Below are 26,904 nucleotides of genomic sequence, written 5' to 3' on the forward strand. Positions count from 1 at the left end.
CGGCCGGAAGCCGCCCTGCCCCCACGGGCCCAGCCGGGTAATGCCCCGCCCCGGCCCCGCCGCACTGCGTGGGCCGACGCGCGGAGCCGTTACGCTGGAGGGCGTGGCAGTCGTCGATGTATCCGAAGAGCTCAAGTCCCTCTCCTCGACCATGGAGTCGATCGAGGCCGTTCTGGACCTCGACAAGCTGAGGGCAGACATCGCCGTGCTCGAGGAGCAGGCAGCCGCGCCGTCCCTGTGGGACAACCCGGACGACGCGCAGAAGATCACCAGCAAGCTCTCCCACCTCCAGGCCGAGGTGCGGAAGGCCGAAGCGCTCCGGGGCCGGATCGACGATCTCTCCGTGCTCTTCGAGATGGCCGAGGAGGAGGACGACCCGGACACCCGCGCGGAGGCCGAGGCCGAGCTCGCCGCGGTCCGGAAGGCGCTGGACGAGATGGAGGTCCGGACGCTGCTCAGCGGCGAGTACGACTCCCGTGAGGCGCTCGTCAACATCCGCGCGGAGGCCGGTGGCGTCGACGCCGCCGACTTCGCCGAGAAGCTCCAGCGCATGTACCTGCGCTGGGCCGAGCAGCACGGCTACAAGACCGAGCTGATCGAGACGTCGTACGCGGAGGAGGCCGGCATCAAGTCGACCACCTTCTCCGTCCAGGCGCCCTACGCCTACGGCACCCTCTCCGTCGAGCAGGGCACGCACCGCCTGGTGCGCATCTCACCCTTCGACAACCAGGGCCGCCGCCAGACCTCCTTCGCGGGCGTCGAGATCCTCCCCGTGGTCGAGCAGACCGACCACATCGAGATCGACGAGTCCGAGCTGCGGGTGGACGTGTACCGCTCGTCCGGCCCCGGCGGCCAGGGCGTGAACACCACCGACTCCGCGGTGCGCCTCACCCACCTCCCCACCGGCATCGTGGTCTCCTGCCAGAACGAGCGCTCCCAGATCCAGAACAAGGCCACCGCGATGAACGTCCTCCAGGCCAAGCTCCTGGAGCGGCGCCGTCAGGAGGAGCAGGCCAAGATGGACGCCCTCAAGGGCGACGGCGGCAACTCCTGGGGCAACCAGATGCGTTCGTACGTGCTGCACCCGTACCAGATGGTCAAGGACCTGCGCACGGAGCACGAGGTCGGCAACCCCGAGTCCGTGTTCAACGGCGAGATCGACGGCTTCCTGGAGGCCGGAATTCGCTGGCGCAAGCAGCAGGAGAAGTAACCTCCCGCGCGAACACTGATTTGTCGACAAGGCAACTGCCGTCACTTGGACGGCGGTTGCCTTTTTCGTCCGGTGGTATCCGGGATTTACATCACACTCACAGTTTCGTTTTCGCGCAAAGCGTGCGTAGGGGGACATCGCGTACGCAACGGCCTTGACGTTCTTTTGGAAAATGGGAAGGGTGAAGCGTGGCATGCGTATCTCTGGGGCGCATGTGAACCGGGGGGCGTTTCATCGCAGTTACCCCCGTTGATCACCGCCCCGAGCGCGGCCTCATTGACGATGAGCTACTGGGGGTAGCAACCATATGACGAAGAAGACGCGGATCCGTGTCGCTCGGATCGCGGCCGGCGCCGTGATCGCGGCCGGTGCCTCGCTGTCGGCGGCGGGTGCCGCTTCGGCGCTCGACTTCAACATCGGCATCACCGCCGGCGATGAGCCGGACCCGGGCTGCGACCTCGTGGTCGACCCGGAGTGTGAAGACGAGGGTGAGGAGAACCCGGGCGGGGAGAACCCGGGCGGGGAGAACCCCGGTGGGGAGAACCCGGGCGGGGAGAACCCCGGTGGGGAGAACCCGGGCGGGGAGAACCCCGGTGGGGAGAACCCGGGCGGGGAGAACCCGGGCGGGGAGAACCCCGGTGGCGAGAACCCGGGTGGCGAGAACCCCGGTGGCGAGAACCCAGGTGGCGAGAACCCGGGCGGGGAGAACCCGGGCGGGGAGAACCCCGTAGAGGAGGAGCCCACCCCGGACGACAACGGTGACGGCAACACCGGCACCACCCCGGACGGCGGCAACAACGCCTCTCCGCAGGACCAGGGCTCCTCGGCCCTCACCGAGACCGGCGACGACGTCCCGGCCACCTCGGCCCAGGGCGGCGACGGCAAGGAGCTCGCCGAGACCGGTGCCGCCGAGACCACGTTCCTGCTGATCGGCGCCGCCACGATGATCGCCGGCGGTATCGGCTTCCGGGTGCTGCCGCGCATGATGTCCGGCCGCGGCGGCGCCGCCGCCTGACGGTGGCCGCGCGCGTACGCACCGTACGCATGACGTAGGGCGAAGGGCCCGGAGCGCAACCACGCTCCGGGCCCTTCGCCCATGTCTGCGTGACCGGCGTCAGACGGTCTGGTGGGCGAGCAGCGCCACCGCCGCGACCAGCACCGCCAGCAGCGCGATCAGCGTCATGGGGTTCAGTCCCGCGAAGAAGTTCCCTTGCTGCAGCCGCTCGCGGTTCGCGCGGCACACCGGGCACCGGCCCTCGCTCACGGGCGCGGCGCAGTTCGCGCACACCAGCCGGTCGTACGTCATGCGCTCGCCCTCCTCGCACCGGTTCCAGATGAACAACGCCCACCTTCTCGCGAACGTTCCCCTCCACTGTGCCAGGTTCCCGCGGAAGCTGCGCCGGGTCGCTCCCAGAGGGGTGGTTCCGGGGGTTCGCGGCTGCGGCGCCGTCGGGGTTGCTCGCGCCCACGCGGCGGAGCCGCACACGTCACGGCCCCGCGCCCTCAGGGAGCTGCCCTTACCCCTGGCGCTGGAACAAAAGGGCGCATCTCTTCCACAACCCCTACCGGTGCCTGCGCACGCCTGCCCGGGTCGCGTATGGTCACGCTCATCTACCCCCGGCTAACCGTGGTGCATCCGTGATCCGATTCGACAACGTGTCCAAGGCCTACCCCAAGCAGAACCGCCCCGCACTCAGGGACGTCTCCCTGGAAGTGGAGAAGGGCGAGTTCGTGTTCCTCGTGGGGTCCTCCGGCTCCGGAAAGTCCACCTTCCTGCGGCTGATCCTCCGCGAGGAGCGGGCCAGCCACGGACAGGTGCACGTCCTGGGCAAGGACCTCGCCCGCGTCTCCAACTGGAAGGTGCCGCAGATCCGGCGCCAGCTGGGGACCGTGTTCCAGGACTTCCGTCTGCTGCCGAACAAGACGGTCGCCGAGAACGTCGCCTTCGCGCAGGAGGTGATCGGCAAGTCGCGCGGTGAGATCCGCAAGTCCGTGCCGCAGGTGCTCGACCTCGTCGGGCTCGGCGGCAAGGAGGAGCGGATGCCCGGCGAGCTCTCCGGTGGTGAGCAGCAGCGCGTCGCCATCGCGCGGGCCTTCGTCAACCGGCCCAAGCTGCTCATCTGCGACGAGCCCACCGGCAACCTCGACCCGCAGACCTCCGTCGGCATCATGAAGCTGCTCGACCGCATCAACCGGACGGGCACCACCGTGGTGATGGCGACGCACGACCAGAACATCGTGGACCAGATGCGCAAGCGCGTCATCGAGCTGGAGAAGGGCCGTCTCGTCCGCGACCAGGCACGCGGCGTCTACGGCTACCAGCACTGACGCTCCACGGAAAGGCTTGATCAGACGCCATGCGCGCCCAGTTCGTCCTGTCGGAGATCGGCGTCGGTCTCCGCCGCAACCTGACGATGACCTTCGCCGTCGTCGTCTCCGTTGCCCTGTCGCTAGCCCTGTTCGGCGGGTCGCTCCTGATGAACGACCAGGTGAACACCATGAAGGGCTACTGGTACGACAAGGTCAACGTCTCCATCTTCCTGTGCAACAAGGCTGACGCCGAGTCCGACCCCAACTGCGCCAAGGGCGCGGTGACCGACGACCAGAAGGGTCAGATCAAGACCGACCTGGAGAAGATGTCGGTCGTCGACTCGGTGTCGTACGAGTCGCAGGACGAGGCGTACAAGCACTACAAGGAGCAGTTCGGCGACTCCCCGCTGGCCAGTTCCCTGACGCCGGACCAGATGCAGGAGTCGTACCGCATCAAGCTGAAGGACCCGGAGAAGTACCAGGTCATCGCGACCGCCTTCGACGGGCGGGACGGCGTGCAGTCGGTGCAGGACCAGAAGGGCATCCTGGACAACCTCTTCGGGCTGCTGGAGGGCATGAACATCGCCGCCCTCGCGATGATGGCGCTCATGCTGGTCGTCGCCCTGATGCTGATCGTGAACACGGTGCGCGTCTCCGCGTTCAGCCGGCGCCGCGAGACCGGCATCATGCGCCTGGTCGGCGCCTCCGGCTTCTACATCCAGACGCCGTTCATCATGGAGGCCGCGGTCGCCGGACTCATCGGCGGCATCCTCGCGTGCGGGTTCCTGGTGCTCGGCCGGTACTTCATCATCGACCACGGACTGGCCCTGTCGGAGAAGCTGAACCTGATCAACTTCATCGGCTGGGACGCCGTCCTGACGAAGCTTCCGCTGATCCTCGCGACCAGTCTGCTGATGCCGGCGTTGGCCGCGTTCTTCGCGTTGCGCAAGTACCTGAAGGTGTGACTCTTGCCAAGAGGGGCGTGCGGCCAACCGGCCGTGCGCCCCTTCGCGTTGTCCTAGACTCACCGGCATGTCAGGTCGTGCCCTGTTCTGTCAGCCCCGCCGCATCCGCCGCGGGGCCGCCCTGACCTTGGTGTTCGCGAGCGTGCTCGTCGCCGGCGCGGCCACGGGCAACCTCCCCGAGGCCGACGGCGGGACCACGGCGGAGGGAACCGGTCCGGCCGCTCCCGTCGGCCACCAGGCCGACGTCACCAGGGCGGCCGAGGAAGCCGCCGCCGACGGAACCTCCCCCATGGAGGCCGCCCAGCGGGCCGTCAGCCGCAGCGGGGACCGCTGGGCCGCCGTCTACTCCCCGGACGAGTACGAGGAGTTCGAGGAGGCCCTGGACGGCTGGTACACCGGCGTCGGCCTGTGGGCCCGCGAGCGGGAGGGCCGTATCGAGGTGACGAAGGTGGGCGACGACACGCCCGCCGCCGACGCCGGTATCCGCGCGGGCGACCGGCTGCGCAGCGTCGACGGCGAGCGGGTCGACGGCCGGCCCGTCACGGAGGTCGTCTCCTTACTGCGCGGCGAGACCACCGGCGAGTCCGCCGGCACCACCGTCCGGCTCGGTCTGGAGCGCGGCACGCGCACATGGCACGAGACCGTACGCCGGACCAGGCTGTCCCGGGACACCGTCACGGTCCGCGAGCTCGCCTCCGGGGTGACCGTCGTCAAGGTCGGCGCCTTCACCAAGGGCTCCGGCGACGAGGTCCGCACCGCCGTACGGCAGGCCCCCGCCGGCGCCGGCGTCGTCCTCGACCTGCGCGGCAACTCCGGCGGCCTGGTCGCCGAGGCGGTCACCGCCGCCTCCGCCTTCCTCGACGGCGGCCTGGTCGCCACGTACGACGTCGAGGGCGAGCAGCGCGCCCTGCACGCCGAGCCCGGAGGCGACACCACCAGACCCCTGGTCGCGCTCGTCGACGGCGGCACGATGAGCGCGGCCGAACTCCTCACCGGCGCCCTCCAGGACCGCGGCCGCGCGGTCGTCGTGGGCTCCCGCACCTTCGGCAAGGGCTCGGTCCAGATGCCGACCGAGCTGCCCGACGGCTCCGTCGCCGAGCTGACCGTCGGCCACTACCGCACCCCTTCCGGCCGCGGCGTCGACGGCCATGGCCTCACCCCCGACCTGGAGGCCGACGAAGAGGCCCTCCAGCGGGCCGAGACGGTCCTCAGCGGGCTCGGCCGATAGGGCACCGTCGATAATCGGCTTCCCGCCGGCCCCCTCCGTAGTGCGAAAATGGGCGGCACTATGGCTAAGGAAAAAGGGCGCAAGCTGATCGCGCAGAACAAGAAGGCGCGGCACGACTATCTCGTCATCGACACCTACGAGGCCGGCCTGGTCCTCACCGGCACCGAGGTGAAGTCCCTGCGCCAGGGCCGGGCGTCGCTGGTGGACGGCTTCGTCCAGCTCGACGGCAACGAGGCGTGGCTGCACAACGTGCACGTCCCGGAGTACAGCCAGGGCACCTGGACGAACCACAGCGCGCGGCGCAAGCGGAAGCTGCTGCTGCACCGCGAGGAGATCGACAAGCTGGAGTCCAAGTCCCAGGAGACGGGCCACACCATCGTGCCGCTCGCCCTGTACTTCAAGGACGGCCGCGCGAAGGTCGAGATCGCGCTGGCCAAGGGCAAGAAGGAGTACGACAAGCGGCAGACGCTCCGGGAGAAGCAGGACCGGCGCGAGACCGAGCGGGCGATCTCGGCGGTCCGCAGGAAGCAGCGCGCGTAGGCCCGCGCGGAGCGCCGGGGAATACGCTGGCACCGACCCGCGTTGGTCACGTACGATGGCGACAGCACCCACAGCGGGTGCGGCCCCCTCCTCGGAGGGACTTGAAAAATCAACATGGGGATGATCGGTTTCGACAGCGGCTGTCGAAGCAGGGGAAGCGTGTCGAGGAAGCGGCCATGATCTCGTAAACCACAGGCCGAAAAAAATAATCGCCAATTCCAAGCGATCTGTCTCCCAGGGCGAGCTCGCCCTCGCTGCCTGATCTTCAGGTAGCGAGCAGCGGCTCCCCTACTTAAGGGAGTGTCAGCCCGGGGATGTTCCCGACCCGGATCCTGGCATCAGCTAGGGAACTAAACCTTGATCCCGGTCACGGGGTGAAGAGGGAAACCACACAGTGACTGGGCCCGTCGGAGACTTGTCGGCGTGATCTCCGGGGCCGAGAAAAGCACAGCCGACTGCACACGGAGAAGCCCTGGTTCCGCACCGTTGGACGCGGGTTCGATTCCCGCCATCTCCACTCCACCCCATGTGGGCACAGGCCCCGTCGCTTCGAGCGACGGGGCCTTTGTCATGCGCTCCGGGAAGCCGAGGTGCCGGGCCGATGCCGCCCCGGCCGGTCACGCCCCGCGCGGTGCCGTGCTCGCCCGTTCCGTCAGCCGGGGCGGCAGCAGCGTGGCCTCCGGCACGGGGGCACCGGACAGTTTCCGCAGGAGCAGGTGCACCGCGCGGGTGCCCAGTTCCGCCGACGGCACGGCGACCGAGGTGACCGGGACGCGGGCCGACGCGGCGACGGGGGACGGGCAGACGGCGGTCAGGGACAGATCGCCGGGGACGCTCAGCCCCAGCTCCTCGAAGGCGTCGATCAGCGGATCGATCAGCGGTTCGTTGTGCACGACCACCCCCGTCAGCGACGGCAGCTCACGCACCAGCCGCCCGGCGATCGCGCGGGCGGCGTCACGGCCGGCCCCGCACGGACGCACGGCCGAGGTGAGCCGGTGCCGGTCGGCGGCCGCCGTGAAGCCCTCCACCAGCCGCCGCGCGAACGCGGTCCGCCGCACGTACACCTCCGGCGGCGAGCCGACCAGCGCCACCACCCGGTGCCCGAGCCGCGCCAGATGGTCCACGCACAGTTCACCGGCCGCCCGGAAATCCAGGTCGACACAGGTCAGCCCGTCCGGCTCGGCGGGCACGCCGATCAGCACGGACGGCAAGGACCCCGCGCGTAACAACGGCAGCCGGGAGTCCTGGAGCTGTACGTCCATCACGATCACCCCGTCCGCCAGCCGGGCACCCGCGACGCGCCCGAGGCCCTCCTCGCCCTCGCCCTGGGTGAGCATCAGCACGTCGTGGTCGTGCGCGCGGGCGGCGGTGACCACCGACACCGCGAACTGGGTGACCACCGGCACATGGACACCGGAACGCATCGGGACCGCCAGGGCCAGCACCTTCGACCGGTGGCCGGCCGCGCCCCGGCCACCGCCGTCCGCGCGGTAACCCAGCTCGCGGACGGCCGCCTGCACCCGCAGCCGGGTCGCGTCGGAGATCGGACGCTTGCCGCTGAGCGCGTACGAGACCGTACTGGGGGAGACCCCGGCGCGCCGGGCCACATCCGTGATCTTCACCATCGGGCGTCCTCATCTGCACGGTCCGCGGGGATGCAGAAAGCGGTTTCGAAGCGCTTCGACGGGTGAAGGTATGTGCGGGATCCGTGACCGTCAATGGGCCGGGAGGGAATCGGTGGAGCGGTTCGACGGCCCGAACGGGACAAAGGCACAGAGGGCCACGAGAAGGGCGATCACGGCCGCCGCCACCGGCACGCCGTACCCGGCCGTCGGGGAGGAGGAGTTCCAGCAGATCATGGCCAGGACGCGTCACCCGATCCTCGCCGTGGTCGATTTTCCGCCACTGCCTTCGACGGTTCTGCGCCCTCTCGTGGACCCGGTTCCGCTGTCACCTGTGTCCCTGGTGTGGCGGAAAGGGCTGACTCATCCCGCTCTGGACGCCCTGTGGCGGGCGGCGGCTGTCGTCGCCGCCGAGGAGGGCCGGCTGCGGCTGCCGGGCCGGGGGTGGCTGCCCGAGCGGGACATTGTCGTGATGGCGGCCCGGTGATGTCTCACTCCTGACACGAACGGCCGCCCCGGGAACACGGGACCTCCACGTACGCTACATTCGGTTCCCGAGCACAGTGTGATAACCGGGGCGCTCGGAGCGGGTGGGGGCCCGGTCCGTCGGCGGGTGCTCGGGTCGTACGCGCGCCGGAAGTGTCCTCTGGGGGGAAGTGCGTGCGCGTGGAGAACTGGCGAGAAGACGCCCAACCGAATCGGCCCGAGGCCGTGCCGGCGTTCGACGGGAACGCTGAGGACGAGGACCTGCGTGAGACGAGAGTCCTCCCCCTGAGAGACAAGCCCGCCGACGCGGACGTACGCGACGCCGGTTCCCTCGACGACCGCTGGGCCCGCCTCGGGGTCTTCCCCGGCGGCGACGACAGGACCCAGGTCCTGCCCGACACCACTCACCGCGCGGAGCCCCCCGTCCGGCCCGGACCGCGGACCGGCGACACCCGTGGCCCCGCGGCGCCGACGCCGGGCCGTCCGGACGCTCCCTGGACCTCCGAGCGCCCCGCGGCGCCGAGGCGGACGACGCCGTCCGGAAGCCCGGTGGGCGGTCCCCGGCACGCCGGGCGCCCCGCGGCGCCGCACCGGGCCGCGCCGTCCGAGAGCCGGCCGGACGTTCCCTGGGACACCGAGCGCACCACCGCCCTGCGCGTCCCCCGCCAGCCGGCCGACCCCTCCCCCCGACCGGGCGGGGCACGTCCCTCGGGCGACCGGGGCGCGACCGGCGCCCCGCCGTTCGGCACCGGAGCGGCCGGCTTCCCGCCGGCTTCCGCGGGCCCGTCGTCCGAGGCCAGGACCGCCGTCTTCCCCGCGGCCTCCGGGCACGCGTCGTCCGTCCCCGGTGCGGTCGACGCCCCGACCGAGTTCCTGAGCCCTTCTCCGGACTCCGGCGCCCCGACGGCCTCCCGTACCCCCGTCCGCGACCCCTGGCAGGAGGAGGCCGGCGGCTCCGCCGCGGCCACCCACGACCCGCACGAGGTGACGGTCCAGCTCGACTCCGTGCAGATAGGGGAGGGCCTGGAACTGCGCCGCGCGCCGGGCCGGGCGAGCGGCGGCGGGCAGGACGCCGCCGGCGGTCCCGTGTTCGTCGACGAGTCCGGCCGCCGCAGCCGGCTCTACCGCCGTATCGGCCTGGCCGTCGGCCTCGCCTGCACCGGCTACGCCGTCGTCATGGTCGCCACGCTGCTGTCCGGCAACTCCGACGCCCCCTGGATGCCCGTCCCCGGCCAGGAGGACAAGCCCGCCGGTCAGGTCGAGACGACGCCCCAGCCCACCGGGACGGACACCACACCCGGTTCCGGCACCGGCCTCCTCCCGGGCGGCACGCCGACCACCGGCACCCCGACCCTGCCCGCGCCCGACACCAACGCCCCCGTGGCGGGTGGTGGAACCGGCACCGGGAACCAGCCGGACACCACCGACCCGACACCGCCGACGACCGGGCAGAACAGCACGGACCCGGCCGCCGGCGGTGACGAGGACACCTCCTCCTCACCCTCGGACGACACCGTGAGCGCACCGCCCGCGGACCAGCCGGTGTCGGAGAGCCCCGACCCCGTGACGACCGCCCCCACAGGCGGCGGAGAGGTCAACGGCACCGACGACCGCGCCGATGGCCCCGCCGACCAGCCGGTCGTCGCCGACGACGGCTCCGGCGCACAGCCGGACCCGTCCACCACCCCCGCCGCACAGTCCCCGGAGAACGTCGTCTGATGGCATCCCGCTCCCCCCGTCACCGGCCTCCTCGCCAGGCCCGTGGCGGCTCCCTGCGTCGCCGTGTACCCCTGCGCCTGCTGCTCCCGGTGCTCGTCCTCGTCGCCCTGGCGGCGATGCTCATGCTGCGCGGATACGTGCACAGCGAGATCCTCGCCGACCACCGCGTCCAGAAACCCGCACCCACCACCCAGGTGCCGAAGGACATACTGGAGGGCGGCCCGGTCATCGACGCCCGCACGGGCAAGCCCCAGAGCCTGAGCGTGCCCGACCACCACCTCGTCCTCACCTTCGACGACGGCCCGGACCCGACCTGGACCCCGAAGGTGCTCGACGTGCTGAAGAAGCACGACGCGCACGCGGTCTTCTTCGTCACCGGCACCATGGCCTCCCGCTACCCGGACCTCGTCCAGCGCATGGTCGACGAGGGCCACGAGGTCGGCCTGCACACCTTCAACCACCCCGACCTCGCCCTCCAGTCCACCAAGCGCATCGACTGGGAGCTGTCGCAGAACCAGCTCGCGATCACCGGCGCGGCCGGCATCCGCACCTCGCTGTTCCGCCCGCCGTACTCCTCCTTCGCCGACGCCATGGACAACGAGTCCTGGCCGGTCACCGAGTACATCGGCAGCCGCGGCTACCTCACCGTCGTCAACAACACCGACAGCGAGGACTGGAAGCGGCCCGGCGTCGACGAGATCATCCGCCGCGCCACGCCGCACCATGGCAAGGGCGCCATCGTCCTGATGCACGACTCCGGCGGCGACCGCAGCCAGACCGTCGCGGCGCTCGACGAGTTCCTGCCCGGCCTGAAGGACAAGGGCTACGAGTTCGACAACCTCACCGAGGCCCTGGACGCGCCCAGCGCGCACAGCCCGGTCACCGGCGCCGAACTCTGGAAGGGCAAGGCGTGGATCTTCCTGGTCCAGGCCTCCGAGCACATCACCGACGTCCTGGTGGTCGGCCTCGCGATCATCGGCACCCTGGTCATCGCCCGCTTCGTCCTGATGCTCCTCCTCTCCGGCATCCACGCCCGCCGGGTCCGCCGGAAGAACTTCCGCTGGGGCCCGCCGGTCAACGAACCGGTGACGGTGCTGGTCCCGGCGTACAACGAGGCCAAGTGCATCGAGAACACCGTCAACTCCCTGATGGCGAGCGAGCACCCGATCGAGGTCCTCGTCATCGACGACGGTTCCACCGACGGCACCGCCCGCATCGTCGAGGCGATGGGCCTGCCCAACGTACGGGTGATCCGCCAGCTCAACGCGGGCAAGCCGGCCGCGCTCAACCGGGGTCTGGCCAACGCCCGTTACGACATCGTCGTGATGATGGACGGCGACACCGTCTTCGAGCCGTCCACCGTCCGCGAACTCGTCCAGCCCTTCGGCGACCCCAGGGTCGGCGCGGTGGCGGGCAACGCCAAGGTCGGCAACAAGGACACCCTCATCGGCGCCTGGCAGCACATCGAGTACGTGATGGGCTTCAACCTGGACCGCCGGATGTACGACATCCTCCGCTGCATGCCGACCATCCCCGGCGCGGTCGGCGCCTTCCGCCGCTCCGCCCTGGAGCCCATCGGCGGCATGAGCGACGACACCCTCGCCGAGGACACCGACGTCACCATGGCGCTGCACCGCGCCGGCTGGCGCGTGGTCTACGCCGAGAACGCCCGCGCCTGGACCGAGGCCCCGGAGTCCGTCAGCCAGCTGTGGTCCCAGCGCTACCGCTGGTCGTACGGCACCATGCAGGCCATCTGGAAGCACCGCCGCGCGGTGATCGACAAGGGCCCCTCCGGCCGCTTCGGCCGCGTCGGCCTGCCCTTCGTCTCCCTGTTCATGATCGTGGCCCCGCTGCTGGCCCCGCTGATCGACGTCTTCCTGCTCTACGGCGTCGTCTTCGGCCCGACCCAGAAGACGATCACGGCGTGGCTGGGCGTCCTCGCCATCCAGGCGGTCTGCGCGGCCTTCGCCTTCCGCCTCGACCGCGAACGCATGACCCACCTGATCTCGCTGCCGCTGCAGCAGATCCTCTACCGCCAGCTCATGTACGTCGTGCTGCTCCAGTCCTGGATCACCGCGCTCACCGGAGGCCGCCTGCGCTGGCAGAAGCTGCGGCGCACCGGCGTCGTCGAGGCGCCCGTCGGCGGAGCGGTACCGAGCCAGAGCCGGCGCAGCGATGATCGGAGGCCCGTGGCATGACCCACGGATACACGACCGGTACGGGCACGAGCCCGGAACCGGCGGGCCCGTACGGAACACCGCACGCGGGGAACACGGGCGCGGCCCCGGAGACGCCGTACACGCTCCCGCAGCAGCGCGCGTCCGAGCCGGCACCCGAGCCGGCTCCCGCCCCGGCGGCCAAGAAGCCGGGCCGGGACCGGTATCTGGACCTGCTGCGCTCCATCGCCCTGGTCCGCGTCGTGGTGTACCACCTCTTCGGCTGGGCCTGGCTGTCGGTGCTGTTCCCGTCGATGGGCGTGATGTTCGCGCTGGCGGGCTCGCTGATGGCGCGGTCGCTGAAGCGTCCGGCGTGGAGCGTGATCCGCGGTCGCGTCCGGCGTCTCCTGCCGCCCATGTGGGCGTTCGCGGCGGTCGTGCTGGTGCTGCTGTTCGCGGGTGGCTGGGATCCGGGCGAGGACCCGGACCAGGGCGGCGGTGCCTGGGGTCTGATCAAGCTCTTCAACTACCTCGTGCCGATCGGCGCGCCGCCCTATCCCTGGGAGGCGGGTGCCCCGCTGGACTGGCTGGAGGGCAGCTGGGCCGACCAGGCGGTGGGACCGCTGTGGTACCTGCGCGCCTACCTGTGGTTCGTCATCGCGTCGCCGCTGCTGCTGTGGCTGTTCCGCAAGGCTCCCTGGCCGACGCTGCTCGCTCCGCTCGGTCTGACGGCGATCGTCGGCACCGGCCTGGTGACCATCCCCGGCGAAACGGGCAACGCGGTCACCGACTTCGCGGTCTACGGAAGCTGCTGGATCCTGGGCTTCGCCCATCACGAGGGCATGCTGAAGCAGATCCCGAGGTACGTCTCCGTGTCCTGCGCGTCCCTGGTGATGGCCTTCGGCCTGTGGTGGGCCTCGAACCACCTGGGCTCCGAGGGCTGGGACCTCAACGACATCCCGCTGGCCCAGGCCACCTGGTCGTTCGGCTTCGTCGTGATCCTGCTCCAGTACTCCCCGTCCTGGCAGGAACTCCCCGGCCGGCTGGCCAAGTGGGACAAGCTGGTGACCCTCTCCAACAACCGCGCGGTCACCATCTACCTGTGGCACAACCTGCTGATCATGGCGACGGTCCCGATCATCGACCTGGCCTACCGGCTGCCCTTCATGCAGAGTGAGCGGGCGATGGGCGCTCTGGACAGCGCCTACACGATCTGGATGTTCGTCCTGGTCTGGCCGCTCATCGGCCTGATGATCCTCGCGGTCGGCTGGGTCGAGGACCTCGCGGCGAAGCGCAGGCCACGCCTGTGGCCGAACGGCAGCAAGAGCAAGCGCCCCCAGCCGGGCACCGGGGCGCACCGGGGCTGACGTCACGGCGCTGACACGCGAAACGGGCGAGGGCCGTCGGACAACACTTCCGACGGCCCTCACCCGTTCACTGCCTGGCCGCCTCGGACAGCGGGAAAGTCGTCATGAGCGTCTCCCCGGTGGGCGCACTGCCCGCCCGCGGGATCGCCCTGGACACCTACGGAGCCCGGGGCAGCGGTGAAGAGGAGTTCAACCACGTGGTCGGCACGGCCGGCTCCGACGTCGAGAAGGTGGTCGTGCACGATCCCGGAAAGACGGTCCACGTCACACTCCAGGACGGCCGCTGGACCGCGTGGTGGCCCGACGGCCGGCTGGAGGGCCTGCTCACCGGCACGTTCACCGTCACCTTCACGGACGGGTCGAGTCACACGGTCACCGCGAAGTCGTTGACCGACGGGGGGTGAGGCCGCAGCCTCACGCGCCCTCGCCCCTGGGGACCGTCCCCGTGCACGGGTCGGCTTCAGTCGGCGGCCTCGGTGGGCGTCTGCCCCTGCCGGTCGACGACCCCGCGTTCCATGACGGCGTCGGTACCGAACAGCACGTCGCCCGCGGTACCCGCGGCTCCCTCGACGAAGTACACCTGCGAGCCGATGTAGGCGAGAGTCTTCTCGTCGAATATCAGCACGGATCGGGTCGCGGAACCGGAGGCCTGGTGGGTGATGCCGATGCCGTGGCGCCCGGCCGCGTCGACGGCGTCGGGGATCCAGGTGACGCCGGGGGTGCGGGCGACGGCCCGGTACAGGGCGGAAGCGGTCTCGGGCGGCATGATCACGCTGCCCAGCAGGTCTCCGATCGTCCTGAAGACGGCCTCGTCCTTCGAATCGCCCTTCTCCACCACGGTCCGGGTGCGCAGCAGCTCGAGAAGGTCGTCGGGATCGGTGGGCAGCGAGGCCAGCCATGCGTAGGTGGGATACCGCAGACCGGGGCCCACGGGTGCCGCGGACGTGACGGGGATCAGCTGACCGGGCATCACAGCGTCCTTCCCGCTCGACCGGAGCCAGCCGGTCGTGGTCGTGCGTCCGCGCTTCTGAGTCGTCCAGAGTTCCTCCTTGTGCGCCGCACCGAGCACCACACGACCGCCGAAGGCGCCCTTGTTCTCGCGCGCCAGGCGCTGGACGTACACGAACTGGTTCTCCTCCACCGGCGTCGCGTCCGTCTTCATGGCCGCGGCGGCGATCCGGTCGAGAGTGACGGTTGCGCCGTCGGCTCGGGCCGGTGCGGAAGCGGTGGGCCCGGCCGCCGGTGCGGAGCCGTGGTCGCCGCCGGAGAACGTGACGACCATGGCACCGGCCAGGGCCAGAGCCAGTGCCGTGACGGGCAACGCCAGGGCCGGGCGCGGCAGCCTGCGGCGGGAAGGGGTGGGCGGCATCGCACCGGAAGCGCTGTGGTCGTGGTCGATCTGCTGCATCAGAAGGTCCTTGCAGTGGAGACGGCGGCTCGGCGGAAGGTCCCAGTCGGCCGAAGCAGCCAGCAATTCCTCCGCCTCGCTCCGGGCGGAGCCGGCGCGCGGGTTGTCGGCGTTCATCGGGTTTCCTCCTGCAGAAACAGGGCCGCGATCGCGGCCTCACCTTCTTCCTCTCCGCGACGCTCACGCGGTTCCGCACTTCTTTCGGACGCCGGACCGGCGCTGTACCGGGCCAGTCGCGTCCGGGCGCGGGAGAGCCGGGACCGCACGGTGCCGACCGGAATGCCCAGTGCCTCGGCGGCCTGCCGGTAGTCGAGCCCGGCACCCACGCACAGGGCGATCACCTCACGGTCCCGGCGACTCAGCCGGCGCAGGGCGGCGTGGACCGACGCCAGGCGGTGGGCGTCGTCGATCCGGCCGGCCGTCTCGTCCGCGAAGTCCGCCACCGACCGGGGCTCCGGGGCACGTGCCAGAAAGGCGAGCCGTCGGCGCAGACCGCGGTTGGCGTTGTGCGCCTTGTGCGTGGCGATGCCGAGCAGCCACGGCGTGAGTGAACCGCCGTCCGGTTCCAGCGACCGCCGGGTGCGCCAGGCACCGAGGAAGGTCTCGGACATCACTTCCTCGGCCTCCGACCAGTTGCCGGTCAGTCGCAGGGCATGGCTGTAGACGGCGCGGGCGTTCTGGTCGTACAGGTCCGCGAACGCCGCACGGTCTCCCGCCCGTACTCGCGCCCGCAACGACTCGCTGGGTTCTGTAGGACTCACACCTTCTTCTCTCCGCCCGCCCGGCCGCGTTCCCGTGTCCTACGCCACACCGGCGGTCGCCCGCGATGCTTCCGGCCGACGGCGCCGTCTCGCGCGCCGGATCCCTGCCGCACCCTCAGACTCCCAGCCGGCCAAGGCGCCCGCGTTCTCACCTGCCGGGCGGGACGAGGTCGAGCGCGTGGTCCGGGTACGACACGCAGTGGCCGGTGGCGCGGGCGGTGCCGGCCCAGCCGGTGAGGCGGGCCGGAGCGATCGCGAGATCGCGGCAAGCGGCCGTCGCGCGGCATCCTGGACGTGACCGTAAGGCGACCCGTGCTCATCCGACCGGCAATCAGGTCCCTGACCGGCGACGTCCGTCCGGCCTTGCGGGGTGTGGACGACGAACTTCGTCGCCCCGCACACCGGCCGGCTCCAGCGCACGGTCACGGACCGTGAGACCTCCGGTCCGCACGGAGCCTGCCGGGGCGGCGCCTTCGCGGGCCGCGCCGGGGGCGGATGGCGGGGACGCCCGGGACCAGCGGCAGCAGCGCCTGGCTGTCGCGAACGTTGGCGCCGGACACGCCAAGTGCGAGAGGCAGCCCCTGCCCGTCGGACAGGACGTGCAGTTTGCTGCCCTTCTTGCCCCGGTCGACCGGATTGCGCCCGGTCAGCGATCCCCCCTTTTCGCGCGGACGGAGGCCGCGTCCACGATGGCCGAGGTCCAGTCCACCTCGCCCAAAGTTCGTCAGGAACCAACCGCTGCGACAAACCAACACCCACGGCAAAGCGTCATGCCGCATCAACCTCACACCACGTGAGACACCCTCTAAAAGCGTGAGCATTTCAGCCCGAAGTGTTCACATCCCGCTCATATGAGTGCGTCGGATACGCAAGCCCGCCGAATGCTCACGCTTTTCGGCGCAGTGAGAGACCATGGCCCCTCCAGGGAGGTCGTGTCCGTCGGGTGATGTGGCCGGTCACGTACAGGGAACGTGCGGGTCGCCGCCGAGACGGCCCGGCGTGCGGGCGAGGCGCGGACGCGTCGCGAACTCCGCAGGCCCGGCAGCCGACGGTGGATCGCGGACATGCCCGGGCCCCCGCCTTTCTCCGGCCGCTCGCTCGCTTCCCTCCCGTGCTGGAGCGAGCCGAGTCAAGGGTGGCCCGGAGGGCCATCGGCGGAGCCGACGCGGAGTGGAGCGCAGCGGAACGCAGCGCCCTTTGCTCGGGTCGTGGAGGCACGACCCTGCAAGGAAGCGAGTGGCCCCGACGGTCACTTCATGATGTGCGTGAGGAAGGCGACCCACGTAGTGGGGGAGAGGTCGAGTTGAGGGCCGGGTGTCGTCTTCGAGTCGCGTATGAGGACGGCGGTAGGGGTGGTGGCCACTTCGACGCAGTTGGAGGCGTCGGGGCTGTAGGAAGACTTGCGCCATGGGTAATCGGACATGGTGACTTCAGGTCTCCTGGGCGAGGCGGTGGATCAGGTCGCGGGACTCGGCAGGCTTGAGGGCGTTCGACTCCATGCGGTCGAGCACTGAACGGTACTTGTTCAACTGGGCTTCCGCGTCCAGGAACTCGCACCCGTGGTGGGTGTCCAACTGCACGGTGTCGAGCTGTGGGACGGGACCCAGCAGGTAGTCGATCGACTGTCCCGTTCCAGGGAAGGAACCCTTGCCGAACGGGATGATCCGGACGGTGACGTGTTCCAGTTCGCTCATGTCCAGCAGGTGTCGGAGTTGGGCGCGGACGGTCGTGGAGCCGCCGTACCCCATGTGCAGCGCGGACTCGTGGATCACCGCCGTATAGGGCGGTGGGTCCTCGCGGTGGAGAATGCCTTGCCGCTTGATGCGGTGGGTCACGCGGTGCTCGATCTCGTACTGCCGCAGCGGCGGCACCGCTTCGCAGAAGAGCGCACGGGCGTGGTCCGTGGTCTGTAGCAGCGCTGGGATGTGGACGACCAACGCCACACGCAGGGCTGCCGCGTGGTGCTCTAGTTCGGCGAGGTCGATGAGGCCCACCGGAAGATGCTCGCGGTACTCCTCCCACCAGCCCCGTGACCGCCGCCCGGTCATCGCGGCCAGCGCGTCGACCAGCGCGGTGTCGGGACAGGCGTAGGCGTGTGCCATGGAGTGGATCCGGTCGGCACTGACGGGTGTACGGCCTGTCTCGATCATGCTGATGCGCGCTTGGTTGACGCCGAGTAGTTCACCGGCGCCAGTTGCGGTGAGGCCTGCCCGTTCACGGAGCTTGCGCAGCTCAGCGCCCAGTCTCCGCTGCCGCAGCGTCGGATTGTTCGTGGGCGGCAAAGTGTGTCCCTCCCGGCCGCGAGGCGGCGCGTTTCTCCCTCACGCGAGTGAAGCATGGATGGTTTCCGCTGATTCCGTAGGAACCATCTAACCATCGGCTCTACGGTGGTCACGCAACGCTCGACCGTCCGCTCCGTAAGCCGGAAGTGCACCGCAAACTGCGGCACCGCCACCGTCCGACGGAGTTGTTGAGCGAGCCCAAGTCCCTCCAACTCCCCGGAGACAACCATGGTCACCGTAGCCCCGCCCCACCCCTGGGTGTACGCCCTTCGCCTCCCCCATGACCCCCGCGCGGTACGCGTCGCACGCATGACGGTGCGGGCCGCGCTCGACGGGCACGGCAGGCGGGACGCTCTCGACGTCGTGGAGTTGCTGACGTCGGAGCTGGTCACCAACGCCTACCTGCACACCAAGGGGCCCGCCTCCCTGCGGCTCACCGGGCTGAGCGACGGCCGGCTGAGGGTCGGCGTGTGGGACAGCCACCCGTACGTCCCCGCCCCGTTCGGCGGGGCCGGTGGCGACTCCGTTCCGCCCGCTCGGCCCGGCGCCGAATCCGGGCGTGGGCTGCTTCTCGTCCAGCAGTACGCCGACTCCTGGGGCGGGTGGTCCCTCGGCGACGGCGGGCTGGGGCGAGGGGCCGGGAAGCTGCTCTGGTTCCAGGTGGGCGGGCCTGCCGCACAGCCCCCGCGGCGCTGAAGCCGTCGTACCTCTCACCTGGTCCCCGTGCCGGGTGAGCGCAACGTTCCCTGCCGGTCACCGCCTGCCACAGCGACGAAACGCCCCCTCCCTACCGTCGGGACCAGCCCCTCGCGGCACCGCCCGCGCCCCCGGAGAGCAGTGGAGGCCTCATGACAGCCCGCAGCGGCCGCTGGATTCAGGAGTGGGACCCGGAGGACGAGACCTTCTGGAACCGCGGCGGAGAGAAGATCGCCCGCCGTAATCTCCTCTTCTCCGTGCTGTCCGAGCACATCGGGTTCTCGGTCTGGACGATGTGGTCCGTGCTGGTGCTCTTCATGGGCCCGGAGTACGGGCTGACGCCCGCCGACAAGTTCCTGCTGACGTCGGTGGTCACGCTGGTCGGCGCCGTGGTCAGGGTGCCGTACACCTTCGCCGTCGCGGTCTTCGGCGGACGGAACTGGACGGTGATCAGCGCGGGGCTGCTGCTCGTGCCCACCGTCGCCGCGTTCGCCGTGATGGAACCGGGGACGTCCTTCTCCACGTTCCTGCTGGTCGGCCTGCTGGCGGGGATCGGCGGCGGCAACTTCGCCTCCTCCATGACCAACATCAACGCCTTCTTCCCGCTCAGGAAGAAGGGCTGGGCGCTCGGACTGAACGCCGGCGGCGGCAACATCGGCGTCCCGGTGATCCAGCTCGCCGCCCTCGCGATCATCGGCGCGAGCGGCGGGCCGCGCGTGCTGCTCGGCATCTACATCCCGCTGATCGTCGTCGCCGCCGTGCTCGCCGCGCGGTACATGGACAACCTCGCCTCGGTGAGGAACGACACCGGCGCCGCCAAGGACGCCGCCAGGGAAGCGCACACCTGGATCATGTCCTTCCTCTACATCGGCACCTTCGGCTCGTTCATCGGCTACAGCTTCGCCTTCGGACAGGTGCTGCAGAGCCAGTTCGACCGCACCCCGCTCGAAGCCGCGTACGTCACCTTCATCGGCCCGCTGCTCGGCTCCCTGATCCGCCCGGTGGGCGGCTCGCTCGCCGACCGGTACGGCGGCGCGCGGATCACGCTGTGGAACTTCGTCGCCATGGGCGCGGCGACGATGGTGCTGATCGTCGCCTCCGTGCGGGAGTCGCTGGCGCTGTTCACCGTCGCCTTCGTGGTGCTGTTCGTGCTGACCGGCCTCGGCAACGGGTCGACGTACAAGATGATCCCCGGCATCTTCCAGGCGAAGGCCCTGGCCAGGGGGCTCGTGGGTGAGGAGGCGGCCGCGTACGGGCGGCGGCTGTCCGGGGCCTCCATGGGGCTGATCGGCGCGGTGGGCGCGCTCGGCGGGGTCGGCATCAACCTGGCCTTCCGCCAGTCCTTCCTCTCCTACGGCTCCGGCACCGGCGCGTTCGTCGTCTTCCTGGCCTGTTACGCGGTCTGCTTCGCGGTCACCTGGGCCGTATACCTGCGCCGCCCGGCGGCCCGGCCCACGGACACGGACGCCGCTCCGCAGGAGAAGCCGCAGCTCAGCTACGCCGATGTGTGACGCGAAGTGACGTAACACTGGTGACATGAAGCCGAACCGAGCCTGTCATGGATCGTTGACAGGCTCGATCGGCATGGAGGCGGAGCCGCGCTTTCATGCACGCGGGACGCACCTCCGCGCAGTACACCGACTCGAGCCGGGACGAGAGCCATGTACGACGAACAAGAGCAGCCACCGGAACACGGGCCCCTCGCGGGGTTCACCGTGGGGGTGACCGCGGCACGCCGGGCCGACGAGCTGGGCGCGCTGCTGGAGCGGCGCGGAGCCGCCGTGCTGCACGCCCCCGCCCTGCGGATCGTGCCGCTCGCCGACGACAGCGAACTGCTGGCCGCCACCAAGGACATCATCGGGCAGGCCCCGGACATCGCGGTCGCCACCACCGCCATCGGGTTCCGGGGCTGGGTGGAGGCCGCCGACGGCTGGGGGCTGGGCGAGGACCTGCTGGCGCGGCTGCGCGGGGTGCGGATCCTGGCGCGCGGGCCCAAGGTGAAGGGCGCGATCCGGGCCGCCGGGCTGACCGAGGAGTGGTCTCCGGCGTCGGAGTCCCTGGCGGAGGTGCTCGACCGGCTCCTGGAGGAGGGCGTCGACGGGCTGCGGATCGCCGTACAGCTCCACGGTGAGCCGCTGCCCGGGTTCGTGGAGTCGCTGCGGGCCGGGGGAGCGGAGGTGGTGGGCGTGCCGGTCTACCGGTGGCTGCCGCCGGAGGACCTCGGTCCCGTCGACCGTCTCATCGACGGATGCGTCGCCCGCACCCTGGACGCGGTCACCTTCACCAGCGCGCCCGCCGCCGCGTCCCTGCTGTCCCGCGCGGGGGAACGCGGACTGCTCGACGACCTGCTCGCCGCGCTCGGCCACGACGTGCTGTCCGCCTGCGTCGGCCCGGTCACCGCGCTGCCGTTGCAGGCCCGCGGCATCGACACGGTGCAGCCCGAACGCTTCCGGCTCGGCCCGCTGGTCCAGCTCCTCTGCCGGGAACTGCCCGCGCGGGCGCGCGCGTTGCCCGTCGCCGGGCACCGGGTGGAGATCCGGGGGCACGCGGTCCTGGTGGACGGCGCGCTCCGGCCCGTACCGCCGGCCGGGATGTCGCTGCTGCGGGCGCTGTCCCGGCGGCCCGGCTGGGTCGTCTCCCGCGCGGAGCTGCTGCGCGCCCTTCCGGGCGCGGGCCGCGACGAACACGCGGTGGAGACCGCCATGGCCCGCCTCCGCTCCGCCCTGGGCACCCCGAAGCTGATCCAGACGGTCGTCAAACGCGGCTACCGCCTCGCCCTGGACCCGGTGGCGGAGACGAAGTACGGGGAGGGCTGAGCGCGGCGCGGGGGTTCCGGCGGCCGGGGCGGGCGGGCACTGTGGAAGGGGAACGGCTTCCCGGATCGCTCACCGGCCCCCCTCGCGCGGGGCCACCCTAGGCGGTGGCAGGAACATGGCACTGGGTACGGTCACGGCGGCCTCCTACGAGCTGCGGTTCGACACCGGGCGGGTCTGCCTGGACCTGCTCGCGACCACCCATCCCGTGGAACGGCTCGGCTCCGTGGAGGTGCTGCGCGCCTGGATCACCGGGGCCGGGCTCGTGCCCGCGGGCACCGCGCTCGCCCACGCCGACGCGTCCTGGCCGGTGGCCTTCCGCGAACTGCGCGGGTGGCTCGCCCCGTTGGTGCGTGGCCGGCCGGCGCCCGGTGTCCCCGCGTACGACCTCGCGCTCGCCCGGATCAACGAACTGGCCCGTGCCGCGCCGCCGGTGCCCCGCGCGGTGCCCGGTGAGGGCGGCGTGCTGGTGCGCCGCCTCGACGGCCCGCCCGGCCGCGCGGCGCTGCTCGCGGCCGTCGCGCGGGACGCGGTGGAGCTGCTGACCGACCCCGTCGCGCTCGGGAGCCTGCGGCAGTGCGAGGGCGACAACTGCCCGATCGTGTACGTCGACACGTCCCGGGGGCGCAGGCGGCGCTGGTGCTCCAGCGAGGTCTGCGGCAACCGGGAGCGGGTCGCCCGCCACCGCCGGCGCGCGGCACTCGCGCGGGCCTGAGGGACTCCCGCGCGGTTCACGAAGGGGCGGTCGGAGCGCCTCCCGCGGAAGAGCGCCGAAGTGACGTCGGTTACACCGCAGTTCACCGTCCTCGTGTTGTGATCGGCATCACACCCATGTCGTTGTGTCGGAAATGTAAAGAACCGACGGGGGGATTGTGGGCTCATGTCCCGGTCGTCACCTGACCTCGTGGAAAACTGTCATCTCGCTTTGAACACACGCCTCCTGACGTCCGTACCGGTTGTCGAGCGACCGACTGGGGGATCCCCCGGACACCGGAGGTGGGCGTGCGCAAGGATGCGGCCGTGGCCAATGAACGTGGAGCGAGGGCCCGACATCGCATGTCCTCACAGCCCTCGGAACCAGACGAGGAGCTGATGCGCGCGCTGTACCGCGAGCACGCCGGACCTCTGCTGGCCTACGTCCTGCGGCTGGTCGCCGGAGACCGGCAGCGCGCCGAGGACGTCGTTCAGGAAACGCTCATCCGTGCCTGGAAGAACGCCGGTCAGCTCAATCGGGCGACCGGTTCGGTACGCCCCTGGCTGGTGACGGTCGCCCGGCGCATCGTCATCGACGGCCACCGCAGCCGGCAGGCCCGGCCGCAGGAGGTCGATCCGTCGCCGCTGGAGGTCATCCCCGCGGAGGACGAGATCGACAAGGCGCTGTGGCTGATGACGCTGTCGGACGCACTCGACGACCTGACCCCGGCTCACCGGGAGGTACTCGTCGAGACGTACTTCAAGGGGCGTACCGTCAATGAGGCGGCGCAGACACTCGGCATACCCAGCGGCACCGTCCGCTCCCGGGTCTTCTACGCCCTGCGGTCGATGAAGCTGGCTCTGGAGGAGCGGGGGGTGACGGCGTGACGAGGGTCTACGGGGGATACGGAGAGGGCGGCACGGGTATGTCTGGTCCCATGCAGGGATCACCGGTGCCGAACGAGCACGAGACCGTCGGCGCCTACGCCCTCGGCATCCTCGACGACGCCGAGGCGACCGCCTTCGAGGCGCACCTCGCGACCTGCGAGTGGTGCGCCCAGCAGCTCGACGAGCTCGCCGGCATGGAACCGATGCTGGCCGCGCTCGCGGACCTGCCCGGCACCGGGACGCCCGCGCTGGGCGAGTCGCTGTCCGCCAGGCCCTCCCCGCGCGTGGTGGAGAAGCTGGTCGACGAGGTGGCCGAGCGCCGCGCGCGCAAGCGCCGCCGCAACTTCTACATGGTGGCGGCCGCCGGCGCGCTGATCGTCAGTGGGCCGTTCGTGGCCGTCGCGGCCAGCGGCGGGGGCGACGAAGGGGGTGGTGGGAGCGGTACCAACCAGACGCTCGCGGCCAACCCGGCCAAGGAGGCCTTCGACAAGAGCTCCGACAAGATCATGGCGACCGACCCCACCACCCAGGTCACCGCGACGGTGGCCCTGGAGAAGAAGCTCTGGGGCACCGAGATCGTCTCGGAGCTGAAGAACGTCAAGGGCCCCCAGAAGTGCTCGCTCGTCGCCGTCGGCAAGAACGGCGAGCGCGAGACGGTGAACTCCTGGTCCGTGCCCGGCGAGGGATACGGCCTGCCCGACGCCAAGACGGACAAGGCCAGGCAGCCCCTGTACGTCCAGGGCGGCGCCGCCTTCGCGCCGAACGAGATCGACCACTTCCAGTTCATCACCTTCGACGGTGAGCTGCTCGTCGAGGTCGACGCGTAGGGCCCGCCCGGAGGAGAACCGCGGTTCCGGCCGGCACCGCTCGCGCGGGGGCGACGAGATCGCCCCCGCGCGAGCACGGCCGGGCGCGGGCGTGAGGGCGCCGGCGGCCGGCGACGACGCGGCCGGGGTTCCCCTCCGGAGGGAGCACGTGCCGGGCCCCGCGGGATCCGCGAGGGCGGTCCCGTAGCCGACCGGGGTCCCCTTCGCGTACGGTTGACGGCTGCCCAGCACGTCAGAAGGGGGCCCGGTGGCCGCTCAGGCTCAACAGGAAACCGCGGTCGATCCGGTTCACGACTCCGTTCGCGACCGGGAGATCCGAGTCGAACAGGAACACCTCGACCGGGTGTACCTGCGCCTCGAGGAGAAGATCCACGAGGCCGAGTTCCTCATGCGCGACGCCGCCCGGCGCGGCCAGGTCGGCACGCCCGGTGCCCTCGCCGAACGGGACGCCCAGGTCTTCCGGGCCGGCATCCACCTCAACCGGCTGAACAACGAGTACGAGGACTTCCTCTTCGGCCGGATCGACCTGCTGCCCGGCAAGGACGGCAAGAAGGGCCCCGACGGCGCGTACACCGCCGTCGAGCCCGCGGAGGGCGCCGTACGGCCCGACAACACCGCCGACATCGCCGAGACCCTGCACATCGGCCGTATCGGCGTCCTGGACGAGGACTACGCCCCGCTGGTCATCGACTGGCGGGCGCCGGCCGCCGCCCCCTTCTACCGGTCCACCCCGGTCGACCCCGGCCGGGTCGTGCGGCGCCGCGTCATCCGCTCCAAGGGCCGCCGGGTCCAGAGCGTCGAGGACGACCTGATGCGCCCCGAGCTGACCGCGTCCCTGGACGGCCGCGAGCTGCCCGTGATCGGCGACGGCGCCCTGATGGCCGCGCTCGGCCAGGCCCGTACGCACACCATGCGGGACATCGTGGCGTCCATCCAGGCCGAGCAGGACCTGGTGATCCGCGCCCCCGCCGCCTCCGTCACGTACGTCGAGGGCGGCCCCGGCACCGGCAAGACCGCCGTCGCCCTGCACCGCGCGGCCTACCTCCTCTACCAGGACCGGCGCCGGTACGCGGGCGGCATTCTCATCGTCTCGCCCACCCCGCTGCTCGTCGCCTACACCGAGGGCGTGCTGCCCTCGCTCGGCGAGGAGGGCCAGGTCGCCATCCGCGCCATCGGCTCGCTGGTCGACGGCGCCGAGGCCACGCTGTACGACTCCCCGTCGGTGGCCCGCGCCAAGGGCTCGTACCGCATGCTGAAGGTGCTGCGGAAGGCCGCGCGCGGAGCGCTGGAGCGACACGACGCACCGCAGCGGCTGCGCGTCGTCGCCTTCGGCCGGCGCCTGGAACTGGAGGCGGAGGAACTGGCGGACATCCGCCGCACCGCCCTCGGCGGCACCGCCCCGGTCAACCTGCTGCGCCCCCGCGCCCGCAAGCTGCTCCTGGACGCCCTGTGGGAGCGCTCCGGCGCCGGGAACCGGCACACCGACCCGCAGCTCGCCGCCGAACTGCGCTCCTCCTTCGACGAGGACGTCACCACCGAGGACGACTTCATCGCCTTCCTCGACGCCTGGTGGCCCGAGCTGACCCCGGCGGCCGTCCTGGACGCCATGGCCGACGAGCGGCGCCTCGGCCGCTGGGCCCGGCGGATCCTCAACCCGGGCGAGGTCCGCAAGGTCGCCCGCGCGCTGAAGCGCGACGGGCACTCCGTGCACGACATCGCGATGCTCGACGAGCTCCAGGCGATCCTCGGCGCCCCGGCCCGCCCCCGCAGGAAGCGCGAGCTCGACCCGCTGGACCAGCTCACCGGCCTGGAGGAGCTGATGCCGGTGCGCGAGGAGACGCAGCGGGAGCGGGCCGAACGGCTCGCCCAGGAGCGCGTCGAGTACGCGCACGTCATCGTCGACGAGGCGCAGGACCTCACCCCGATGCAGTGGCGCATGGTCGGCCGCCGCGGCCGGCACGCCACCTGGACGGTCGTGGGCGATCCGGCCCAGTCCTCCTGGTCCGACCCCGACGAAGCCGCCCAGGCCCGCGACGAGGCCCTCGGCACCCGCCCGCGCCGCCGCTTCGAGCTCACCGTGAACTACCGCAACCCCGCCGAGATCGCCGAACTGGCGTCGAAGGTGCTCGCCCTCGCCATGCCGGGGTCGCGGTCACCGAGGGCGGTGCGCTCCACCGGCGTCGAGCCGCGCTTCTCCGTCGCGGAGGGCCCGCTGGGCGAGACCGTGCGCGCGGAGGCGGCCCGGCTGCTGGAGCGCGTGGACGGCACCGTCGGCGTGGTCGTCGCCATGCAGCGCCGCGAGGAGGCCCGGCGCTGGCTCGACGGGCTCGGCGACCGCGTGGTGGCGCTCGGCAGCCTGGAGGCCAAGGGCCTGGAGTACGACGCGACGATCGTCGTCTCCCCCGCGGAGATCGCCGACGAGTCCCCGGCCGGCCTGCGGGTCCTGTACGTCGCCCTGACCCGGGCCACGCAGCAGCTCACCGTGGTCTCGGCGGAGCGCGACGAGCCGGACGCGGCCGGGGTGCCGGATCTGCTGAGGGAGTGAGAGGCGATCGGGGGCGTTCGGAAAAACCGGTTGCGCCACGGGAATGGCCATACCGGATCCGTTTGTTAGCCTGGGTGTGGCACCGGCCCGATCCAAGCCCCCGGGCCCAACCTTAGTCGCTTCGAGCGACCACTTGCCGCGAGGCGAGCATGGCGGGTCGGTGTCACTCAAGCGTTCGAGAGGTCCGCGTCACGCGTCGTGACGCGGGCCTCTTTGTGTGACATGCGTCTCTCCCGTCGTCCGGATCCCTCTCGTGCGAGGGAAGAAATCTTCCGCCGGACGGCACGATCCGATGAACAAAACGTCCGCAATCCGGGGCGGCTACCGCGTACTCAGGGGTAGGTGCGACGATCGGACCGCACGTTCAGCGACACGGTAAAAGCAGAGG

At 71.1% G+C, this 26,904-nt stretch carries 23 protein-coding genes, 1 other RNA gene and 2 pseudogenes; 19 read left to right on the forward strand and 7 right to left on the reverse strand.

What is annotated here, in order from left to right; all coding sequences use genetic code 11:
• The first annotated feature begins 103 nt into the window (after window positions 1-103).
• Window positions 104-1,210 carry a peptide chain release factor 2 gene (gene prfB, locus IH50_RS0128740; protein ID WP_030868498.1) on the forward strand — a complete coding sequence of 369 codons (1,107 nt, stop codon included), beginning with the start codon at window positions 104-106 and terminating at the stop codon, window positions 1,208-1,210.
• Between the two features lie 307 nt (window positions 1,211-1,517).
• Window positions 1,518-2,225 (forward strand): hypothetical protein, encoded by a 708-nt coding sequence (locus IH50_RS0128745; protein WP_030868501.1) that lies wholly within the window; start codon window positions 1,518-1,520, stop codon window positions 2,223-2,225.
• Between the two features lie 99 nt (window positions 2,226-2,324).
• Here the strand turns inward: IH50_RS0128745 and IH50_RS0128750 are convergent, their stop codons facing one another.
• Complete coding sequence (locus IH50_RS0128750) at window positions 2,325-2,516, reverse strand: hypothetical protein (RefSeq protein WP_030868504.1); 192 nt, start codon at window positions 2,514-2,516, stop codon at window positions 2,325-2,327.
• A 332-nt stretch (window positions 2,517-2,848) separates the two neighbouring features.
• Between IH50_RS0128750 and ftsE the strand changes: the two genes are divergently transcribed.
• From ftsE to ssrA, 5 genes are all read left to right on the forward strand, one after another.
• Window positions 2,849-3,538 carry a cell division ATP-binding protein FtsE gene (gene ftsE, locus IH50_RS0128755; protein WP_030868506.1) on the forward strand — a complete coding sequence of 230 codons (690 nt, stop codon included), beginning with the start codon at window positions 2,849-2,851 and terminating at the stop codon, window positions 3,536-3,538.
• Window positions 3,539-3,567: 29 nt separating this feature from the next.
• The gene (gene ftsX, locus IH50_RS0128760) at window positions 3,568-4,485 is read left to right on the forward strand and encodes a permease-like cell division protein FtsX (RefSeq protein ID WP_030868508.1); all 918 of its coding nucleotides are present in this window, start codon (window positions 3,568-3,570) and stop codon (window positions 4,483-4,485) included.
• A gap of 67 nt (window positions 4,486-4,552) precedes the next feature.
• Entirely contained in the window at window positions 4,553-5,713 is a 1,161-nt protein-coding gene (locus tag IH50_RS0128765; protein WP_199822156.1) for a S41 family peptidase, read from the forward strand.
• Window positions 5,714-5,773: 60 nt separating this feature from the next.
• Window positions 5,774-6,253, forward strand: coding sequence for an SsrA-binding protein SmpB (gene smpB, locus IH50_RS0128770; RefSeq protein WP_030868512.1), 480 nt, complete (start codon window positions 5,774-5,776; stop codon window positions 6,251-6,253).
• A gap of 116 nt (window positions 6,254-6,369) precedes the next feature.
• Window positions 6,370-6,773, forward strand: a transfer-messenger RNA (tmRNA) gene (gene ssrA, locus IH50_RS39150).
• A gap of 97 nt (window positions 6,774-6,870) precedes the next feature.
• Here the strand turns inward: ssrA and IH50_RS0128775 are convergent.
• A complete protein-coding gene (locus IH50_RS0128775) occupies window positions 6,871-7,878 on the reverse strand; it encodes a LacI family DNA-binding transcriptional regulator (RefSeq protein ID WP_030868514.1) in 1,008 nt (335 codons plus the stop codon).
• Window positions 7,879-8,071: 193 nt separating this feature from the next.
• Here IH50_RS0128775 and IH50_RS38070 point away from each other — a divergent pair.
• From IH50_RS38070 to IH50_RS0128800, 5 genes and pseudogenes are all read left to right on the forward strand, one after another.
• Window positions 8,072-8,362: pseudogene (locus IH50_RS38070) on the forward strand (LysR family transcriptional regulator); the annotation flags it as partial.
• A gap of 179 nt (window positions 8,363-8,541) precedes the next feature.
• The gene (locus tag IH50_RS42150) at window positions 8,542-10,080 is read left to right on the forward strand and encodes a hypothetical protein (protein WP_199822157.1); all 1,539 of its coding nucleotides are present in this window, start codon (window positions 8,542-8,544) and stop codon (window positions 10,078-10,080) included.
• Window positions 10,080-12,278, forward strand: coding sequence for a polysaccharide deacetylase family protein (locus IH50_RS0128790; RefSeq protein ID WP_030868523.1), 2,199 nt, complete (start codon window positions 10,080-10,082; stop codon window positions 12,276-12,278). Before IH50_RS42150 ends, IH50_RS0128790 begins: the two co-directional genes overlap by 1 nt.
• Window positions 12,275-13,603 carry an acyltransferase family protein gene (locus tag IH50_RS0128795; protein ID WP_030868526.1) on the forward strand — a complete coding sequence of 443 codons (1,329 nt, stop codon included), beginning with the start codon at window positions 12,275-12,277 and terminating at the stop codon, window positions 13,601-13,603. The genes IH50_RS0128790 and IH50_RS0128795 overlap by 4 nt, the downstream gene beginning before the upstream one ends.
• Window positions 13,604-13,707: 104 nt before the next feature.
• Window positions 13,708-14,007 (forward strand): hypothetical protein, encoded by a 300-nt coding sequence (locus IH50_RS0128800; protein WP_051767484.1) that lies wholly within the window; start codon window positions 13,708-13,710, stop codon window positions 14,005-14,007.
• 56 nt (window positions 14,008-14,063) lie between these two features.
• On the opposite strand, the gene IH50_RS0128805 is transcribed toward IH50_RS0128800, so the two are convergent.
• The 5 genes and pseudogenes from IH50_RS0128805 to IH50_RS0128820 all read right to left on the reverse strand — a co-directional run bounded on the left by IH50_RS0128805 (window position 14,064) and on the right by IH50_RS0128820 (window position 18,054).
• Entirely contained in the window at window positions 14,064-15,128 is a 1,065-nt protein-coding gene (locus IH50_RS0128805) for a CU044_5270 family protein (RefSeq protein WP_030868532.1), read from the reverse strand.
• A complete protein-coding gene (locus IH50_RS0128810) occupies window positions 15,125-15,772 on the reverse strand; it encodes an RNA polymerase sigma factor (RefSeq protein ID WP_234328253.1) in 648 nt (215 codons plus the stop codon). The genes IH50_RS0128805 and IH50_RS0128810 overlap by 4 nt, the downstream gene beginning before the upstream one ends.
• A gap of 440 nt (window positions 15,773-16,212) precedes the next feature.
• A pseudogene (locus tag IH50_RS42785) lies at window positions 16,213-16,487 on the reverse strand (transposase); the annotation flags it as partial.
• 534 nt (window positions 16,488-17,021) lie between these two features.
• Window positions 17,022-17,195: a DUF397 domain-containing protein gene (locus tag IH50_RS39160; RefSeq protein ID WP_063759513.1), complete on the reverse strand. Its 174-nt coding sequence runs from the start codon at window positions 17,193-17,195 to the stop codon at window positions 17,022-17,024.
• 7 nt (window positions 17,196-17,202) lie between these two features.
• Window positions 17,203-18,054 carry a helix-turn-helix domain-containing protein gene (locus tag IH50_RS0128820; RefSeq protein WP_030868538.1) on the reverse strand — a complete coding sequence of 284 codons (852 nt, stop codon included), beginning with the start codon at window positions 18,052-18,054 and terminating at the stop codon, window positions 17,203-17,205.
• A gap of 228 nt (window positions 18,055-18,282) precedes the next feature.
• Between IH50_RS0128820 and IH50_RS0128825 the strand changes: the two genes are divergently transcribed.
• The 7 genes from IH50_RS0128825 to IH50_RS0128855 all read left to right on the forward strand — a co-directional run bounded on the left by IH50_RS0128825 (window position 18,283) and on the right by IH50_RS0128855 (window position 26,516).
• Window positions 18,283-18,750 (forward strand): ATP-binding protein, encoded by a 468-nt coding sequence (locus IH50_RS0128825; RefSeq protein WP_037873068.1) that lies wholly within the window; start codon window positions 18,283-18,285, stop codon window positions 18,748-18,750.
• 152 nt (window positions 18,751-18,902) lie between these two features.
• Window positions 18,903-20,261 (forward strand): nitrate/nitrite transporter, encoded by a 1,359-nt coding sequence (locus IH50_RS0128830; protein ID WP_030868544.1) that lies wholly within the window; start codon window positions 18,903-18,905, stop codon window positions 20,259-20,261.
• Window positions 20,262-20,411: 150 nt separating this feature from the next.
• Window positions 20,412-21,566, forward strand: coding sequence for a uroporphyrinogen-III synthase (locus tag IH50_RS0128835; protein ID WP_030868546.1), 1,155 nt, complete (start codon window positions 20,412-20,414; stop codon window positions 21,564-21,566).
• 115 nt (window positions 21,567-21,681) lie between these two features.
• Window positions 21,682-22,278: a CGNR zinc finger domain-containing protein gene (locus IH50_RS0128840; protein WP_030868548.1), complete on the forward strand. Its 597-nt coding sequence runs from the start codon at window positions 21,682-21,684 to the stop codon at window positions 22,276-22,278.
• A 281-nt stretch (window positions 22,279-22,559) separates the two neighbouring features.
• Window positions 22,560-23,144 (forward strand): sigma-70 family RNA polymerase sigma factor, encoded by a 585-nt coding sequence (locus tag IH50_RS0128845; RefSeq protein WP_004930798.1) that lies wholly within the window; start codon window positions 22,560-22,562, stop codon window positions 23,142-23,144.
• A gap of 65 nt (window positions 23,145-23,209) precedes the next feature.
• Entirely contained in the window at window positions 23,210-23,971 is a 762-nt protein-coding gene (locus IH50_RS0128850; protein ID WP_078914137.1) for a zf-HC2 domain-containing protein, read from the forward strand.
• A gap of 247 nt (window positions 23,972-24,218) precedes the next feature.
• Entirely contained in the window at window positions 24,219-26,516 is a 2,298-nt protein-coding gene (locus IH50_RS0128855; RefSeq protein ID WP_030868555.1) for a HelD family protein, read from the forward strand.
• The last annotated feature ends 388 nt before the right edge of the window (window positions 26,517-26,904 follow it).

Origin of the sequence: Streptomyces sp. NRRL S-37 (assembly GCF_000721605.1) — a bacterium.
Lineage (GTDB): Bacteria > Actinomycetota > Actinomycetes > Streptomycetales > Streptomycetaceae > Streptomyces.

What these genes read in the sequence shown, in the direction of transcription:
- IH50_RS0128800 (WP_051767484.1), top strand. Translation starts at nt 13,708, where the DNA reads ATGAGCGTCTCCCCGGTGGGCGCACTGCCCGCCCGCGGGATCGCCCTG.
- smpB (WP_030868512.1), top strand. Translation starts at nt 5,774, where the DNA reads ATGGCTAAGGAAAAAGGGCGCAAGCTGATCGCGCAGAACAAGAAGGCG.
- IH50_RS0128805 (WP_030868532.1), bottom strand. Translation starts at nt 15,128, where the DNA reads ATGAACGCCGACAACCCGCGCGCCGGCTCCGCCCGGAGCGAGGCGGAG.
- IH50_RS0128795 (WP_030868526.1), top strand. Translation starts at nt 12,275, where the DNA reads ATGACCCACGGATACACGACCGGTACGGGCACGAGCCCGGAACCGGCG.
- IH50_RS0128745 (WP_030868501.1), top strand. Translation starts at nt 1,518, where the DNA reads ATGACGAAGAAGACGCGGATCCGTGTCGCTCGGATCGCGGCCGGCGCC.
- IH50_RS39160 (WP_063759513.1), bottom strand. Translation starts at nt 17,195, where the DNA reads ATGTCCGATTACCCATGGCGCAAGTCTTCCTACAGCCCCGACGCCTCC.
- IH50_RS0128835 (WP_030868546.1), top strand. Translation starts at nt 20,412, where the DNA reads ATGTACGACGAACAAGAGCAGCCACCGGAACACGGGCCCCTCGCGGGG.
- ftsX (WP_030868508.1), top strand. Translation starts at nt 3,568, where the DNA reads ATGCGCGCCCAGTTCGTCCTGTCGGAGATCGGCGTCGGTCTCCGCCGC.
- IH50_RS0128790 (WP_030868523.1), top strand. Translation starts at nt 10,080, where the DNA reads ATGGCATCCCGCTCCCCCCGTCACCGGCCTCCTCGCCAGGCCCGTGGC.
- IH50_RS0128775 (WP_030868514.1), bottom strand. Translation starts at nt 7,878, where the DNA reads ATGGTGAAGATCACGGATGTGGCCCGGCGCGCCGGGGTCTCCCCCAGT.
- IH50_RS0128830 (WP_030868544.1), top strand. Translation starts at nt 18,903, where the DNA reads ATGACAGCCCGCAGCGGCCGCTGGATTCAGGAGTGGGACCCGGAGGAC.
- IH50_RS0128840 (WP_030868548.1), top strand. Translation starts at nt 21,682, where the DNA reads ATGGCACTGGGTACGGTCACGGCGGCCTCCTACGAGCTGCGGTTCGAC.
- IH50_RS0128825 (WP_037873068.1), top strand. Translation starts at nt 18,283, where the DNA reads ATGGTCACCGTAGCCCCGCCCCACCCCTGGGTGTACGCCCTTCGCCTC.
- IH50_RS0128765 (WP_199822156.1), top strand. Translation starts at nt 4,553, where the DNA reads ATGTCAGGTCGTGCCCTGTTCTGTCAGCCCCGCCGCATCCGCCGCGGG.
- IH50_RS0128750 (WP_030868504.1), bottom strand. Translation starts at nt 2,516, where the DNA reads ATGACGTACGACCGGCTGGTGTGCGCGAACTGCGCCGCGCCCGTGAGC.